This window comes from Paenibacillus sp. PvP094 (assembly GCF_040546835.1).
Lineage (GTDB): Bacteria > Bacillota > Bacilli > Paenibacillales > Paenibacillaceae > Paenibacillus > Paenibacillus illinoisensis.
Window position 1 is genome coordinate 5,925,793 of sequence record NZ_JBEPOM010000001.1, and the last position, 16,375, is coordinate 5,942,167.

14 protein-coding genes are annotated in these 16,375 nt (G+C 47.5%); 2 read left to right on the forward strand and 12 right to left on the reverse strand.

What is annotated here, in order from left to right:
- Positions 1 to 134: 134 nt before the first annotated feature.
- Entirely contained in the window at positions 135 to 599 is a 465-nt protein-coding gene (locus ABIC22_RS26740) for an AraC family transcriptional regulator (RefSeq protein ID WP_354485072.1), read from the forward strand.
- Positions 600 to 676: 77 nt separating this feature from the next.
- Here ABIC22_RS26740 and ABIC22_RS26745 read toward each other — a convergent pair whose 3' ends face one another.
- From ABIC22_RS26745 to ABIC22_RS26755, 3 genes are all read right to left on the reverse strand, one after another.
- On the reverse strand, positions 677 to 1,921 hold the full coding sequence (locus ABIC22_RS26745) for an aminopeptidase (protein WP_095358388.1): 1,245 nt from the start codon (positions 1,919 to 1,921) through the stop codon (positions 677 to 679).
- 41 nt (positions 1,922 to 1,962) lie between these two features.
- A complete protein-coding gene (mbcS, locus tag ABIC22_RS26750; RefSeq protein WP_354485074.1) occupies positions 1,963 to 3,573 on the reverse strand; it encodes an acyl-CoA synthetase MbcS in 1,611 nt (536 codons plus the stop codon).
- Between the two features lie 181 nt (positions 3,574 to 3,754).
- Positions 3,755 to 4,759, reverse strand: a complete 1,005-nt coding sequence (locus tag ABIC22_RS26755) for an aldo/keto reductase (protein WP_354485076.1) — start codon at positions 4,757 to 4,759, stop codon at positions 3,755 to 3,757.
- Positions 4,760 to 4,957: 198 nt separating this feature from the next.
- Here ABIC22_RS26755 and ABIC22_RS26760 point away from each other — a divergent pair, with 198 nt between their 5' ends.
- Positions 4,958 to 5,800 (forward strand): AraC family transcriptional regulator, encoded by an 843-nt coding sequence (locus tag ABIC22_RS26760; protein WP_354485078.1) that lies wholly within the window; start codon positions 4,958 to 4,960, stop codon positions 5,798 to 5,800.
- A gap of 93 nt (positions 5,801 to 5,893) precedes the next feature.
- Here ABIC22_RS26760 and ABIC22_RS26765 read toward each other — a convergent pair whose 3' ends face one another.
- The 9 genes from ABIC22_RS26765 to ABIC22_RS26805 all read right to left on the reverse strand — a co-directional run bounded on the left by ABIC22_RS26765 (position 5,894) and on the right by ABIC22_RS26805 (position 16,309).
- Positions 5,894 to 6,292 carry an Asp23/Gls24 family envelope stress response protein gene (locus tag ABIC22_RS26765; protein ID WP_095358391.1) on the reverse strand — a complete coding sequence of 133 codons (399 nt, stop codon included), beginning with the start codon at positions 6,290 to 6,292 and terminating at the stop codon, positions 5,894 to 5,896.
- A 232-nt stretch (positions 6,293 to 6,524) separates the two neighbouring features.
- Positions 6,525 to 7,604 (reverse strand): AI-2E family transporter, encoded by a 1,080-nt coding sequence (locus ABIC22_RS26770; protein WP_127536049.1) that lies wholly within the window; start codon positions 7,602 to 7,604, stop codon positions 6,525 to 6,527.
- Between the two features lie 92 nt (positions 7,605 to 7,696).
- Entirely contained in the window at positions 7,697 to 9,136 is a 1,440-nt protein-coding gene (locus tag ABIC22_RS26775) for a sensor histidine kinase (protein ID WP_354485081.1), read from the reverse strand.
- Positions 9,114 to 9,821, reverse strand: a complete 708-nt coding sequence (locus tag ABIC22_RS26780; RefSeq protein ID WP_127536051.1) for a response regulator transcription factor — start codon at positions 9,819 to 9,821, stop codon at positions 9,114 to 9,116. The genes ABIC22_RS26775 and ABIC22_RS26780 overlap by 23 nt, the downstream gene beginning before the upstream one ends.
- A gap of 187 nt (positions 9,822 to 10,008) precedes the next feature.
- A complete protein-coding gene (locus ABIC22_RS26785) occupies positions 10,009 to 11,448 on the reverse strand; it encodes a 4-hydroxyphenylacetate 3-hydroxylase family protein (RefSeq protein ID WP_354485083.1) in 1,440 nt (479 codons plus the stop codon).
- Positions 11,449 to 11,638: 190 nt separating this feature from the next.
- Entirely contained in the window at positions 11,639 to 13,600 is a 1,962-nt protein-coding gene (locus ABIC22_RS26790) for an ABC transporter permease (protein WP_354485085.1), read from the reverse strand.
- The gene (locus ABIC22_RS26795) at positions 13,575 to 14,345 is read right to left on the reverse strand and encodes an ABC transporter ATP-binding protein (RefSeq protein WP_095358397.1); all 771 of its coding nucleotides are present in this window, start codon (positions 14,343 to 14,345) and stop codon (positions 13,575 to 13,577) included. The genes ABIC22_RS26790 and ABIC22_RS26795 overlap by 26 nt, the downstream gene beginning before the upstream one ends.
- Positions 14,346 to 14,624: 279 nt before the next feature.
- Complete coding sequence (locus ABIC22_RS26800; RefSeq protein WP_154893424.1) at positions 14,625 to 15,608, reverse strand: ATP-binding protein; 984 nt, start codon at positions 15,606 to 15,608, stop codon at positions 14,625 to 14,627.
- The gene (locus tag ABIC22_RS26805; RefSeq protein WP_127536055.1) at positions 15,605 to 16,309 is read right to left on the reverse strand and encodes a response regulator transcription factor; all 705 of its coding nucleotides are present in this window, start codon (positions 16,307 to 16,309) and stop codon (positions 15,605 to 15,607) included. The genes ABIC22_RS26800 and ABIC22_RS26805 overlap by 4 nt, the downstream gene beginning before the upstream one ends.
- Positions 16,310 to 16,375 lie beyond the last annotated feature (66 nt).

Consider the following 16,375-nt stretch of genomic DNA (forward strand, 5'->3'; position numbering starts at 1 on the left):
GGTTCCGTGGCTTTTTTACATTTCATAGATCAGCTGCTCCGACTCTCCTTTTTCGAAAAGAGTTATGCAAATTTTTTTATACCATGTTAACATCCATCAAGTAAGAGAATTCCTTTGGGAAGGGAAGATAGAATATGGAAATGGAAATGTCTATGGAACATCTGGCGGCATGCCGAATCGCTTATGTAAGGCAGGTTGGTCCTTATGGTTCTGCTAACGTCCAAGCAATGGACCAGTTAAAACAGTGGGCAAACGAGAAACGATTACTCACAGAAGCTGCCGTTTTATATGGCATACCTCAGGATAACCCATTAACGACACCACCGCACCACTGCAGATACGATGCCGCAATCGTGCTCCATGAACTTGAACTCCCTGAAGATGACACCATTGAGATTGGAGAGCTCCAGGGCGGGAACTATCTCATCTGCAAGGTTAGACACACGCCAGAAGGTATTCAGCAAGCATGGAATGAAATAATCCCTTATATGCAAAACAACCATTATATCATTGATCACGAACCGGTTCTGGAGCGATATCGATGGGATCTCCTTGAACAGCATGAGTGTGAACTATGTGTGCCTGTGAAACAGGTCTAATCTAATCTGTTGGACAGCACAAAAAAAGTGACTTCATCATTGAAGTCACTTTTTCACTAGTCTACTCTGTAAAAATATTAGAATGCCCAGTTGCCTTTGCGGAATACTGGCTCAATTGTGCCATCCTGCAGTTCGCCGTCAATGTCCAGTTCAGCCGACCCAATCATGAAGTCGACGTGAGTCAAACTCACATTGCACTCATGCTTAAGCAATTCCTCGTTAGACATCGTTGTGCCGTCCTTCATATTAAACGGATATGCGCTGCCTACAGCCAGATGGCAGGATGCATTCTCATCAATACCGGTATTATAGAAAATACGATTCAGGTTCGAGATAGGTGAATCATGCGGCACAAGTGCCACCTCACCCAGATAACGCGCTCCTTCATCCGTAGCAAACAGGTTTTTCAGGTGTTCTTCACCGGAAGCCGCTGTGAACGCCACAACCTGTCCGTCCTTAAACGTAATTCTCATCTGATCTACCAGCTGTCCGTTCAAGTTCAGAGGCATCGTACTGCTGACATAACCATTAACGCCGCTGCGCTTCGGCATGGTGAATACTTCTTCGGTTGGCATATTCGCAACCGTGTACACGCCCGCTTTGTTCTCACTTCCGCCGCCACCCCAGATGTGGTTGTCTACCAGCTCAATTTTCAAGTCCGTTCCTGGTGCGCGGTAGTGCAGGCTCTTATAATTTTTCTGATTCAGCTGATCACTCTTCGTGTTCAGGGTATCCAGATGCTGTCTCCAGTTCTGGATGGCATCACCGCCATCCACACGATTCATTTTGAAGATGGTGTCCCACATCACATTGATGCGCTCTTCCTCAGGAATGTCGGCAAACACCTTATTCGCCCATGCCTTGGTCGGCGCCTTGATCAGGCACCAGCTGATTTCATGGTTCCGCGTATATTTCGAATAACCGCGGCGTGCCTGGGCAGCCGCCTTGGTAGCACGTGAAACCTTGTCGGAATCAATTCCGTTATACAGTTCCGGGTCCGGTACTTTGATCGTTAAGGTAGCGCCGCCAGCCTCTGCAAATCTCTCCATCATGTCACCTTTCCATGCCGGATAGTAATCGAAGCTGTCGTCAGAACCTTGCTGAAAACGACTGCGTGTAATTTGATCATCTTCAAAATCCACCTGTACATACTTGGCCCCGGCTGCATATGCCTTCGCAACGATCAGGCGAGTAAACTCAAGCGTTTCGATAGGAGCTGTAACAAGCAGATCCTGTCCTTTTTGAATGTTCACGCCTACTTTGACCACCAGTTCTGCATATTGTTCCAACGATTGCTCAAACGTTTGCTCGAAATTACTCATAGGTCCATTCACTCCTGGTTCATATAGAATTAATTCATGTTTTACGCGTTTCTCTTTTCTTGCTCACGCAGTTCAATCCGGCGGATTTTGCCGGAGTTCGTCTTCGGCAGATCGGTTACAAATTCAATCTTACGTGGATATTTGTAAGGTGCGGTCCATTCCTTGACGTGATGTTGCAGTTCGCGCATTAGTTCTGGTGAAGCCAGAGACTCATCCCTTAGTACAACAAAGGCTTTGACCACATTCCCCCGAATTTCATCCGGACTGGCAACAACGGCGCACTCCTTCACACTGGCATGTTTCATAAGCGCTTCTTCCACCTCGAACGGTCCAATCGTATAACCCGAACTGATGATAATATCGTCACTGCGGCCTTCAAACCAGAAATACCCTTCTTCGTCTTTGCGCGCGCGGTCTCCGGTTACAAAATAATCCCCCCGCTGACTCGCTTCCTTCCGTCCCTCATCCTGATAGTACGTGCGGAACAAGGCCGGCATATCCTTATGAACCGCGATATCCCCCACTTCACCTGCTGGTTGAGGCTGCCCTTCTTCATTGATAATCTCGATTAGACCCGGCGTAATCGATTGTCCCATGGAGCCGATCCGAACAGGAGCATCCTTCAAACTGCCGATCAGCAATGTACTTTCGGTCTGACCGTAGCCATCACGGATGGTCAGGTTGAAGTGACGCTGGAAGATCTCAATGACTTCCTGATTAAGTGGTTCGCCTGCAGAAACTGCGCTGCGCAGTTTGGACAGGTCATAATGACCAAGATCGTCCGCTTTCGCCATAAGGCGGTACTCGGTCGGGGTGCAGCACAGGACGTTGATGCCATGCTCCTGCATTAGTTCCAGATAACGTTTAGGCTGGAATGACCCGTTATAAACAAGACCTGTTGCCCCTCTTCCGAGAACGGACAGGAACGGGCTCCAGATCCATTTTTGCCATCCCGGCGCGGCCGTGGCCCATACGATATCTGATGGCTGAATATCCAGCCATAACGTGGAAGCGATACGCAGGTGGGCATATCCCCAGCCGTGGCTATGTACAACGCCTTTTGGATTTCCGGTTGTGCCGGAAGTGTAGGCCAGAATGGCGATATCGTCACGGTGTGTCTCTACGGCATTCATCTCATCCGACTGACCTTCCATCAGCTGATGTACGTTAACCCAGCCATCAGCGGGAACGCTGCTGTCGCCAGATGGTGACGCCACGATGCGATGGGCCAGTGCAGGCAGGTCTGCATCCATTTTCTCCACTTCAGCCGTTGTCTCGGACCATACAATGACCGCTCGCGCCTCAGAATGCCGCAGGCGATACTCCAAGTCCTTGGCACGCAGCATTTCGGAAGAAGGAATCACGGCAATCCCGAGTTTCAGACAAGCAATATAAATGACATAAGCAATGATACGGCGTGGTACCATGACCAGTACCCGATCACCTTTTTCCAAGCCCAAATCACGCAAGCCCCCGGTAAGACGGTTGGCCTGCTTAAACAACTCTCCGTACGTAATCTCTTCCAATTCTTTTTGATCGCTGAGCCATCTAAGTGCAATCCGATCTGACGGGTGGTTCTCCATCTCGGATGTCAGGTTATAGGTTTCAGGCGAAATCCACTGTTCAAAATTCAAATGGAGCCTCTCCTTCATATTTCAAATGTATAGCATCTATATATTATACCCTAAATCCTAGGACCAGGTGCTATGATATGAACACCTTTTTGAAAAAAAATAAACACAGGTCAATTATAATGAACTCTCATTACAACTGATTTGTGTTTATTCTCGCGATTTTATTCGTGATTTCTGAACGATTTCCGTTCCATTTATTTTACCAGGCGTAATTTCCAATCCCGTTCAGAATATCTTCAATTTCATTCAATTCTTCGGTTGTCAGGCCAGGTGCCTTCAATGCGGCAACATTCTCTTCGATCTGTGAAACACGGCTTGCGCCAATCAATGCAGAGGTTACACGGTTGTCACGGAGTATCCAATTCAGCGCCAATTGGGAAATGGTTTGTTCTCTGCGCTCAGCAACGGCCTGAAGGGCTTCAAACTTGGCAATCCGTTCGTCTGTATAGGTTTCTGTTCTCATATTGCCTGTCGGGTTCGCTCTTTCTTCCTTGATCTTGTCCACGTATTTGTTCGTCAGTTGACCTCGCCCCAGAGGACAGAATGCAATGGAGCCTACGCCCTGCTCATCCAGTACATCCTGTAATCCGTCTTCGATCCAGCGGTTAAGCATGGAATAGTTCGGTTGGTGGACGAGGCAAGGCGTTCCCAGATTACGCAGAATGGCGACCGCTTCTCTTGTCTGCTCTGCATCATAGTTGGATAGTCCGACATACAGCGCTTTGCCCTGTCTTACGATATGATCCAGCGCAGCCATCGTTTCTTCCAGCGGTGTATTCGGATCCGGACGGTGATGATAGAAAATGTCCACATACTCAAGCCCCATCCGTCCAAGGCTCTGATCCAGGCTGGCAATCAGGTTTTTGCGGGAGCCCCACTCGCCATAGGGACCTTTCCACATGTAATATCCTGCTTTCGTCGAGATAAGAAGTTCATCCCGGTATGGACGCAGATGTTTTTTGAACAAGACGCCAAAGTTTTCCTCAGCAGATCCTGGAGGTGGTCCGTAGTTGTTCGCCAGATCAAAATGGTTAATTCCCAGATCAAATGAACGCAGAATCATCTCTTCCTGAATATCCAGCGTGCGGTTTCCGCCAAAGTTCTGCCACAGGCCAAGCGCAATCTGCGGCAGTCTGATTCCGGATTTGCCGGAACGTGCATACTTCATCTCATCGTAACGCTGTTCATCAGCAGTATAAGGCATATCATTTTCTCTCATTTCTTGTTAAAGTGGGTGAATACCCTTTCATCTTAGTCAGTTTCGGTCCAAAACGATATGGCATATCGCTATAACCATATGGAATAATACTTGTTGTCTATTCATAAGATCACATCTATAATTCATATCCTCTTACTAAAAATATGTTAAAATGCAAGAATGAACTACACTGGAGTGAATGCCTTGATTACATATATGTTCAAAAACAATCCGTTCCAGGATCTGCAGCTCCTTCATTATGGAACCGAACCCTGCACACCGGGTCACCACTTCGGCCCAGCCATGCGGGATCATTACAAAATCCATTATATTTTGGATGGCAAGGGTACTTTTGAAGTCGGAGGCAAAACTTATGAACTGCATAAAGGGCAGGGCTTTCTCATTGTCCCCCATTCCGTCGTTCACTACAAGGCTGATCTGGAAGATCCGTGGGAATACAGCTGGGTTGCTTTTCAAGGAAATGCCTCCCATTCACTATTACAGCAGGCCTGTCTGTCGGAGCAGCATCCGATCTTCGAACTGGAAAATGACGATGAGATGCGTTCCTGTCTGCATCGCATGATTAGCTCCCGAAATACACACAAAGGTTGGGAGATCAGCATGACCGGATGGTTATACCAATTTTTCTCCATTCTGATCGATCATGCAAACGAAGACATCCTTCCACCCGAGCAAGAGTTCTCCAAGGAAACGTATGTCACCCAGGTCATGGACTTTGTTGAGATGAACTATGCTAACCCGATCACGGTGCAATCCATTGCTTCTCATATCGGCTTGCAGCGCAGCTATCTGTGCTCCTTGTTCAAAGACCGGATGGGCACCAGCATTCAATCCTATTTGGTCAACTACCGGATGCGCAAGGCCGCCGAACTGACTCTGGATACCGGGTTGACCATTGGTGATATCTCCCGCTCTGTCGGGTATTCCGATCAGCTTCTTTTCTCCAAAATGTTCAAAAAGGTGATGGGCGAAGCCCCCACCCATTACCGTAAACACAAAACAGCACCTTCCCGGTTAAGCAGTTAACGGGAAGGTGCTGTTATTTTACTTACATAAAGCTCAGACAGATAACCTGTCCATCGCTAATATTCATTCATTTTCCGGAAGAGACCACCTCAGTCACACTTGCTCCTGCATGGATACACCGACGACATGCACTTTAATTTCATTGACCAGAATGCCTGTCATCTGTTCCACGGCCTGCTGTACATTGTGCTGGAGCTCCTTGCATACTTGATGCATCTTAAACCCGTACTGCACATTAATACGCAGCTGGATGGAGGCCTGATCATCTTTTACATCAACGTCAATGCCTTTCTGCAGGCTTTTGCCGCTGATGCTCTTCGCAATGCCTTCGGTCAATCCAACCGACATGGACGAGATGCCGGAGGTTGCCTGTGCTGCAATCCCCACAATCTTGGATACGACATCATTAGAGATGTGAATAGCACCCATCCGGACGGCTTGAGGTTCGATGTATTCGGGTTCGATATATTCTTTAGGGATGATTTCAGACATGGTTCCCACTCCTTCTATGGTTAATGATAAATAAGATATAAAGTGCGAATAAAATTTTTACACGTTAACGGAGAGTGCAGTACCGATCTGGAGAAGCGAAGCGCTCGCCTTTATCACCAGAGTTTCTCCCTTATAGAGGGAATCAAAGAAACTCGGGGATAACAGCGATCGGAAGATGGTACTGCAATCGGAGTGACTGGGTGTAACAGCCCATCCATTTTATATCCTAAAATCAGGCATTCTGCCATTTCTCCTTGAAGAACAGCTGGTAGACCCTGACCAGAATAATTTTGACGATCATGTAGACAGGGATGATGATCAAGATGGCAATGATCCCGCCGAGATCCCCTGCACCCAGCACCAATATAATGGTGGTCAGCGGATGAATGTCGAGCTTTTTGCCAAACACATACGGAGCGACCAGATTGTCCTGAATTTGCTGGGCCACCAGAATAATAATCAGCGACCAGATCGCCACCGATGGCGACTGAATCAGACCGATAATGACAATGGGGATGGACGACACGATAGCGCCGATAAATGGAACAAAGTTCATAATGACCGCAACGACGGTAAGCAGCAGTGCATACGGCAGACCAATGATCAGGAAACCAATATACATCAGTACGCCAAGTGCCAGGTTAACCAGCACTCTTCCGACAATAAAGCCACTCAGCGCCTGATCGATCTCAAGAACAACCTCACGGCTGTCTTTTTGGAACCGTTTTGGTGCGATATGCACAAGTTTACGGCCGAATTTCTCTCCCTGTTTCAGCATGTAGAACAAGATGATCGGGAACGTAAACAGAATGATCGCAAAGCTGGAAATGAGCGAGAACAATCCACTCACATAGTTGGTCACGAAAGTAAACCCTTTATTAATATAGTCCGTAAGCTGAGAAAACGGCGTGGATCCCTCCGGGAACAGTGCCTTGATCGCTCCGTTCTGCTCCAGTTCTCTCAGCTGTACACTGAGTGAGTTAATTAAATTCGGTGCATTATCCACCAGATTGATCAGCTGTTCACGCAAGGACGGCCATAACCCCACAATGAACAGGACAAGCAGTACACCGAAGACCAGATAGATCAGCAATATGCTGAGTGTTCGGTTCAGCTTCTTCCGTTCCATGTAATTCACGAGCGGCCTTAGCAGATAATAAAAGAATACGGACAGCATCATCGGCACTGTGATAACTGTAATCATGGTCACCAGCGGCTGAAAGATAAAGCTGACACGTGATAGCAGGTAGATATTGACGAGCACCAGAGCCAGCGCGATGCTGAACCGGACAAACGAACTTGCTTTAAACAAAATGTTCCCCTCCACATAACCTTTTCTTTTTGGGATTTTCTACAGGTTTTTTCTGCCCTCTTCGTTACCTGTTTAAATGTACATTCAACTTATCAGTTTGGAATTTGAATCGTAAACACGGTAGTCTCCTTGCCTCGCTGGGACAGGATCAGTCGTCCGCCCATCTTCTCTGTATTTCGCCGAGCAATCGCGAGTCCAAGTCCGGTTCCGCCGGTACCGGTCCGTGCTTCATCTCCTCGTACAAATGGATCAAAAATGGTGCTCCACAGTTCCTGGGGAATACCGACCCCCGTATCTGCAACCTCAATGACTACATGCGTACCCAGCGGAATCAATTCCACCCGCAGCTCCGTTCCCTTCGGATTGTAGGATAGCGCATTGGTAATGAGGTTTTGAATAACCCGTGACAGCAATTCAGGATCGTATCTGGCGTATATCTCCTGATCAGGTACCAGCACATGAAGCACAAATTGTTTCTGCTCAATCTCACCATAGGTATCGGCCATGACTTCACGCACGAATTCCCCGATCTCTCTCTTTTGGATCTGCATGTGATAATCGGGAGAGTCCACCTTGAGCAGTTCGAGCATATTCTGTATCATTCGTGCCACCTGAACGGACTTGTTATAGATATATCCCAGATAACGCTGCTGTCGTTCCCTGTTCTCTCCCCGTCCTTCGACAAGAGCCTGAGCGTATCCCTGAATGGAGGTGATTGGTGTTTTCAGATCATGCGACAGATCCACGATCAGCCGCTGTTTGCTCTCTTCCGCATAGCGCTTTTCTGCTGAGGTATTCTCGATGACATCTGCCATATAATTAAACGTCTCGCCGATCTGGACAAATTCCTTCTCTGCCGAGATGGACAAGCGTGTACTGTAATTTCCCTGAATCATCTGGGTAAGACCCAATGACAAAATACTCAGTGGTTTTTTGATTCGGCGTGCGACCCAATAGCTGTATACGAATATCAGGAGCAGAACGAAGCCAACTCCGATCATGATGTAAAATGACAAAGGATGCTTCAGATTGGTAATCAGCAGATTTTCATTCATGCGGATACTCACCAGATCACGCGGTATTTTCAGCAGTACATACTTCGCATCTCTCTCTGCTGCGTAGGGAGAAATGGAATAATAATACGTACTATCGCTCCGATTCTCCAGTCCGGCATACAACTCCGACTCACGGTAATATGTAACTGCATCCTGCTTGACACCGATCTGGCGAATGACCGAACGATCTGCATCCAGAATCTCGATCCATCCTCCGCTATCCATCAGACGCTGTAATTCCTTGCTTGATGAGTCATCCTCAAGCCTCTTGCTCAATTCAGCTGCATAGACATGCGCCTCGACGTTCAGATCAGGATCAACCACCTGATCCGAAATGCGGAAATCCACGACATCCAGCGAAACCATGAGATAGACAATCAAGACGAGCAGCAGCAAAAAGAAGTTGAACAGCAGGAAGTCCAGTGTCAGGGACGTTTGCAAAAGTCGCTTTTCTCTAGCTTTCCGTTGGCGCTTCAATTTTGTATCCGAGTCCCCTTATCGTTTTTAAATATTCAGGTTGTCTGGAGTCGCGTTCGATCTTCTCACGAATGTTGCTGATGTGCACCATAATGGTGCTGTCTTCATGCGCGTAATAGTCCCCCCATACCGCCTCGTATATTTTCTTGCGTGTAAATACCCGGCCAGGCTGCTCCAGCAGCAGATCCACAATTTTGTATTCCGTGGAGGTTAGGGTTACAGGCTTGCCCGATCGAAAAAGCACACATTTGGAGCGATCCAGCATAAGTTCACCAAGAACAAGATTGGTCTCCTGGGGTGCGGCGGATTCATGGGCGTCAAATTGATTCACACGTCTTAACAAAGCTTCTACACGAGCAACAATCTCCAGCGGATTAAACGGCTTTGAAATATAATCATCCGCACCGAGTCCAAGTCCGAGAATCTTGTCATGATCCTGGCTTTTGGCGGATAGAAACAGGACGGGCATATGATGGGTTGCCCTAATTTGCTTGATTAACTGAAGTCCATCCATTACAGGCATCATAATATCCAAAATGACAAGATCGATCGGTACAGAACGAATGCATTCCAGCGCCTCCGCTCCATTCGCGGCAGTCCTGATGTCATAGTCCTTTTCAAGGTACAGTTGAAGCAGTTCCACGATCTCTGGTTCATCATCTGCAATCAATACGGTGTATCTCATGTTATTCCTCTCATTTCCTCATTCCTCAATCATCGGCAGTGTATTCTTTTACATGTATCTTACTACTATATACCACGTCCCTTAAATCCACCTAAATCAAATCTAAAGATAACCTAAATAAAAGCCCTGGCATGTGCCGGGGCTCGTAATTCTATCCATGATCTCCATGCTGCTGAAGCTTCAATGACTACTTCATATGGAGCCAAGGCTCAACCTTTTTATTCAAACTTTCCTTATCATATTGTATATACTGGCCTGCACGGTTGCGAACCGGATCACCTGCGTAGTAACGCTCATAGAGATCATGCCTCGCCCCAAGTGCACTTCCGGTCAGATCCCAAGCCAGCTGAAACAGACGAATTTTCTCTGGCGCTTGCAGTGTCACACCACCAAGATATTTGGCCATCAATGGTCCTACCGTTTCATCCAGATCGAATCTGCCCGACGGGATCTGAATCAGTCCACCTGCTGCAATGGTTTTTAGAATTTCAACTGCTCTCGGGTAATATCGGCTGCCCAGATTACGAGCTGTCTCAATGTATTTAAATGACGGGAGCCAGTTGCCATGCGCATCTGGCTGTGCCTGAGCCTCAGAAGCAACGATCAAGCCCTCAATGGTCTGCATCTGGCTGATCATCTCTCCGAGTTGTTCCTGCACATTCAGGAATGAATCCACACCGATCTCCTGCGCAATGGCTGCCGTGACGGCGGTGATGAATTCCAGCTTGGAGTGCAGCCGAATGATGCTCTGATGGTAGGCCAGACTGGAAGAGGCTGCGTTACAGCGAACCTGCCACACGGCTTCCGGATTGTTGTGCAGCAGTACACGCTCCCATGGAACCAGTACATCATCAAAAAATAATACAGCGTCCATCTCATCATAACGGGCACTGAGAGGATGAGCAGCATCCAACTGTGGAGCGGCAAATGATTCACGGCAGATCAGATGTAACCCCGGACTTCCCAAAGCAACAATCACCATATGTGCCAGTTCCGGCAGATGCCCCGGAATCCGCTGAATCGGATACGCAATAATATCATCTGCATAAGGAGCTGCGGTCGCCACCATCTTGGCACCCCGAACAATAATCCCTTCCGAGTTGGTTTTCACAATCCGCAGCATGGCATCTTCATCTTCCCCAACAGGCAGGGATCGGTTGATCTGCGGGTCACGCTGGACAATCGTCAGGAATGCATCTTTTCGTTTGGCCTCCTGATAGTAGGCTGCTATTTTATCTGCATACATGGGATCATGTCGTGCCATATCTTGACGTGTGGCATACCATCCGACAAGACGCGAGCGGGCATAATCCGACAGTCTGCTCATGACTCCATAGGTTCGATCCGACCAGAGCCGAAATGCTGCCGCTCTACTACTGACATCTTGAGAAGCGTGAGGCACCCGAAAAGCCTTATGCACATAACTCCCCGTGTGTTCATCCCAATATGCCACTGTTTCTCGTGTATCCGGATCATCCACCAAATCGAACAAGTTCTCAATCGTCTGCAGTGTTCCCTGAAAGGCGGGATGTTCGGTTACCCGGACACGCTTGCCATCCAGCCATACGTTTCGCTCATCATTCAATCGGTGTATGTAAGCTTGTCCGCGAGACATCGTGATGCTCATGATACATCCTCCCTCTCAGGCAAAAAGCCTGCTATGGCTACCAATCTCAAAGTACAACTGTCATATGCTGAAGTTATGTATGATAAACGCTGTGATACAGTTTGTATCTAATGAAATAGTACTGTGTCCAGGATAGAAAAGTCAACAAACACCGAACGAAGCGTCCGATGTTTGCCTAAGTCATGCCAGTTTAGATTAATTTCGAGTACATATGGCGTAAATACCGCCAGCGCACAAGCGCAAAGTATAGGATCTGCATGGAGGCAAAAACGAAGAAGATACGCAGACTATATCCCATAACTGAAAAATCGACCAACTGCTGCAGCGCCACAAATGCCACCGAACTATGAATCAAAGCAATGAGTAATGGCAGGAAAAACATAAGCAGCAGCTGCTGAGTTACTATTTTACGAAGTTCCGGACGACTGAGTCCCATCTTGCCAATCATGCGATACTGTGCTTCATCCCTTTCCAGATCCGCGTAGAGTCTAAAATAGGTAAAGCTTGCCGCAAAGGTAAAGAAGACAATACCGATCAGACCGCTCAGGATCAAAATGATCCCATTGGTTTGTTTCGAATTCAGCCAGTCCACAACGAGAGCACTGAACATGAAGTAGCCTTTGGTACGCGGCCGATCCTGAATCGAATTAACCAGTTCAGGGGCGAAGGCCCGCGTGCCCATCCAATCTTCCACCACAAATTGAGTCATTTTATTGGAATAGTAATCTTCACTCAAGTCAAGGAACTCATTGTACGCTCGCTTCATCTTTTCAAACAATTCATCGGAAACGACGTAGATGTCCACTTTGAAATCAACAGGGATAACGATTTCGGTAGCTGGAGGAGACAGCTGAACCTGTTGATGATAATTTTCAACTTCAAGATCGACCTGTGTTGGTGAGAACCCCTGCTCCACTTGTTTACGCAGCTCTTTGCGTGCTGCCAGATTCGATGGCGTCATAAAGGCCCCATTTTCCTTATCCAACGTGCGTTCTTTGTAACCAAGGGCCTTGGCCAGATAGTTGTATTCACTCAATTTGATGATATTGCTGCCAGTGTTATTCTCATACAGCTGGGTGTAGCTGCCTTTTACATAGGGGACCTCATGGTCAACAAGCGTTTCCTCAATCTGTCTGATATCCCCCTCTGCCTCAGGTGTATCCCATGAATTCGTGTAAGTGAATGCATACGGGTTCGTCATCGACGACAACCCTGGATCAGCGATCGCCAGCATGGTGCCAATGCCGGTAAATGCCGAGGCTGAGATGACACTTACCATGAAAAACATGACAGCATTGTCTTTCATGCGATACGTAAGCTCGGATAGAAACAGTACATTGGTTTTACGGAAAAACAAACGCTGATTTCGTTTTAATGCCCGAATGACATACACACTGAGCTGCGTGAACAGCAGGTATGTACCCGCGATAACCATAATGACACTCCCCAGGAGCAGCGGGAATGAGTACGTTACCCACACAAAAGTGAACACCCCTGCATAGCCACCGCCAATCAACAGCACGGATAGAAACGCGAGCAAGCGTGATGCCTTCGGCTCCGGTTTCGGCTTTTCCTCCGATTTCACCAAATCAATCAGCGTTCCCTTGCGGATAAGCAGAGAAGAAGACAGTGCAATGACAGCAAACAGAATAAGGAATGCGACAGCTGTCAGAGCGATTGCTTTTAATGGAAAATAAAATCGAAGACTGTTCTCCACAGCCAGCAGGGAACCGCAGATGAGCAGGATCAGTTTTCCGAAGATCATCCCCAGTCCAATACCCGCTGCAATGGCGGCAATCCCGATACACATGTTCTCCATAAACAGAAGCCGATTCATCTGTTTGCGTGTCATCCCAATGATCAGGAAGATACCGAATTCCTTCTTGCGTGTTTTCAGAAATGAACCGACCGAGTATAGCAAGAACAGGAATGAAAAGATGAAAATAATGATCTCTGCAATCATAAAGCCCTGATTGGCAAGCATAGTAACCGTTTCACTTGATCCCCTCAAACCATCCTTCAGATCCGGGTGAAACAGAAGCAGTGCATATGTGAAAAATATCATGACGGAAAATGTGCTGCTCAGAAAATGAGCCAAATAAATCCGTTTGTTGCGAACCACATTGTTAATGGCGAACTGGCGAAAATTCATGTCCTGACCCTCCCATTAGGGATAACACATTAATAATCTTTTGATAAAAAGCCGCTCGGTTATCGCCATAGTGAATCTCGTTATAGAGTTTGCCGTCCTTGATGAAGACGACCCGGCTGCAGTAGCTCGCTGCAACCGCATCGTGCGTAACCAGCAGCATCGTCGCCTGGTCCTCCTGATTGCGAAGCTCCAGCATTTCCATGACATCACGCGCCGCTTTCGAGTCCAGGTTGCCTGTTGGCTCATCCGCCAATATTAGCTTGGGGGAATGGATTAGTGCTCTGGCAATGGCCGTTCTCTGTGCCTGTCCACCTGAAATCTCATAAGTCCGCTTGTCCAGAATCCCCTCAATGCCCAGCTTGCTTGCTAGCCGATCCACACGAGCGTTCATCTCCCCCAGCGGCGTTCCATCGAGCGTAAGCGGCAGCACAATGTTCTCCTTCACCGTAAGGGTATTGAGCAGATTAAACGACTGAAATACAAATCCCAGCTCTTTGCGCCGGAACAGCGCAAGCTCATCCTGGTTCAGTTCAAACGGATTTTTCCCGGCAATGCGCAGTTCTCCCGATGTCGGATGGTCGATCGTCGAGATCATGTTGAGCAGTGTCGTTTTGCCGCTGCCGGATGGACCCATGATTCCTACAAATTCGCCTTCCTGGATGCTGAGGTCAATCCCCGATAATGCTTCATAGGAGACAATCCCTTTATAGATTTTGCTGATCTGTTTTACCGAGCATATTTCCATATGTACCACTCCTTTTTTTTACGTTGAACATGAGTCAACCATGACCAACTCTTGTCTATTTATTCATTGGTTATTCATTGCACTCTTGATGCCCTGACTTCTGACTTCAGTTTAACCGAAGTTTCGGCTAATCTCCTATGGCTTAACCTTTCACTTGCATGACAAAGTTGTAAGGTTGCTTCTATTAAACAAAAAAGACGTCATTACCCCAGGGTAACAGACGTCGATTCTCTTGAACCATCCTATTGAAAAACAATATAGAAAACCATCTTCTATTCACTAAACACTAAATGTTATCCGGACCGTCGTCCCTTCACCATATACTGATTCCAGATCGATCCGGTGATTCATTCGGGTCAGAACCTCTTTCACGATGTACAGCCCCATCCCCGTTGACTCCTTGAAATGACGACCGTTCTCTCCCGTAAAGAAAGGCTGGAACACCCTGTTCAGATCAGACTTAGGAATACCGGCACCCTGATCTTGAACTTCAAGAATAATGGACCGTTCTGCTTTATATGCGCGCAGGTATATCTTCTGTCCGTTACCAGAGGAGTATTTGATGGCATTGGAGAGCAGTTGGACGATGACAAAACGAATCCATTTGGCGTCCGATTGCACAATTAGCGAAGCATCCATCTGAATCTCCGGATAGACATGATTGCGAATGAAGAAACGCTTCAGCTCATGAATGGCCTCTTCGCCTGCTGCCTTAAGTGTAACCGGTTCAACACTGAAGTCCTGTTCAAATGTGTCCAAACGCGCTACGTACAGCACCGTTTCCAATCCGCGTCTCATCTGATCTGCTTCCTCCCGAATACTCCTGAGACGTGGGTCATCGTCCTCCTGGTCCTGCACGGTCAGTTCAATCACGGATAAAGGTGTCTTCATCTGGTGTACCCACTGATTCATAAATGTGAGATACTCCTGCTGGCGCTGCTCCAGACGGTGGAGATGGGCATGATAATGACCATATTGTGAATCCAGCAGCTTCTCCAGCGCTACCGATAAGGGAACCATCTCTTCGAGCGGGACAAATTCATTAAGCGAATTCATGGGTTGTGTCATTCGGGTATAGAACGCCCTGTGAGACATATAACGGTACGTCAGGTAACCTGCATATAAAAATAACCCCAGCGATACGGCATAGACAGCTGTCAGCACATGGTCGTAACCGTCATACCAAAATACGCCGACGACGGTAAGCAAGATGACGACCACCCAGCAAGTTAAAGCAAGGTGTTCTCTCATAAACAGCTTCATGATGGTGAAGCCGTATTCCAGTTTGCGTTTAACCGATAACCGGAACCCCTCACCGTTTCCAAAGCGTCTGTTATGCCTATTTCGGCCAATCGCTTGCGTACACGAGTTACATTGACACTGAGTGTATTGTCGTCTACAAAGGAGTCATCCCACAGTTTCTCCAGAATCGTCTCCCTGCTCACGAGCTTCGGACTACGACGAAGGAGCGTTTCCAGCAGTATCGTTTCCTTCTTCGTCAGCTGCACTTTGCGATCACCGAGCTGAATCTCCAGTCTTTCCAGGTATACGGTCAATCCTTCCAGCTCGACCTTGCGTTCTTCGTCACGCGCTGCGTAATCTCCATATACACGTCGCAGCTGACTTTTGATTTTGGCCATCACGATTTCATGTTCGAAAGGCTTCGTTATATAATCATCCGCTCCGTTCTCCAGCGCCATCACCTGATCCATCTTGCCACTCCGGGCGGAAATAAACAAAATCGGACATGTAGACATCGTACGAATCTGACGACACCAGTAGAACCCGTCATAGCTGGGCAAGTTGATATCCAGAAGAACAACATGTGGCTGGATCTGCTCAAATTGCTGTAACACCCGCTCAAAATCCTCCACCAGAACGGCTCTGTCCCCGTATCGTTCAATATGGGATTTCAGCAGTCCTGCAATTTTCGGATCATCTTCGACGATCATTATGGTATACATAAATGGGCCGCACCCCTAACCTGTAATAATGAAATGTAGTATATTCTCTCTCATTCCAAAATCATA

Excerpts from the sequence above, each read along its gene's own strand:
- ABIC22_RS26740 (WP_354485072.1), top strand. The coding sequence starts at position 135 with ATGGAAATGGAAATGTCTATGGAACATCTGGCGGCATGCCGAATCGCT.
- ABIC22_RS26745 (WP_095358388.1), bottom strand. The coding sequence starts at position 1,921 with ATGAGTAATTTCGAGCAAACGTTTGAGCAATCGTTGGAACAATATGCA.
- mbcS (WP_354485074.1), bottom strand. The coding sequence starts at position 3,573 with ATGAAGGAGAGGCTCCATTTGAATTTTGAACAGTGGATTTCGCCTGAA.
- ABIC22_RS26755 (WP_354485076.1), bottom strand. The coding sequence starts at position 4,759 with ATGCCTTATACTGCTGATGAACAGCGTTACGATGAGATGAAGTATGCA.
- ABIC22_RS26765 (WP_095358391.1), bottom strand. The coding sequence starts at position 6,292 with ATGTCTGAAATCATCCCTAAAGAATATATCGAACCCGAATACATCGAA.
- ABIC22_RS26780 (WP_127536051.1), bottom strand. The coding sequence starts at position 9,821 with ATGAGATACACCGTATTGATTGCAGATGATGAACCAGAGATCGTGGAA.
- ABIC22_RS26785 (WP_354485083.1), bottom strand. The coding sequence starts at position 11,448 with ATGAGCATCACGATGTCTCGCGGACAAGCTTACATACACCGATTGAAT.
- ABIC22_RS26790 (WP_354485085.1), bottom strand. The coding sequence starts at position 13,600 with ATGAATTTTCGCCAGTTCGCCATTAACAATGTGGTTCGCAACAAACGG.
- ABIC22_RS26795 (WP_095358397.1), bottom strand. The coding sequence starts at position 14,345 with ATGGAAATATGCTCGGTAAAACAGATCAGCAAAATCTATAAAGGGATT.
- ABIC22_RS26800 (WP_154893424.1), bottom strand. The coding sequence starts at position 15,608 with ATGAAGCTGTTTATGAGAGAACACCTTGCTTTAACTTGCTGGGTGGTC.
- ABIC22_RS26805 (WP_127536055.1), bottom strand. The coding sequence starts at position 16,309 with ATGTATACCATAATGATCGTCGAAGATGATCCGAAAATTGCAGGACTG.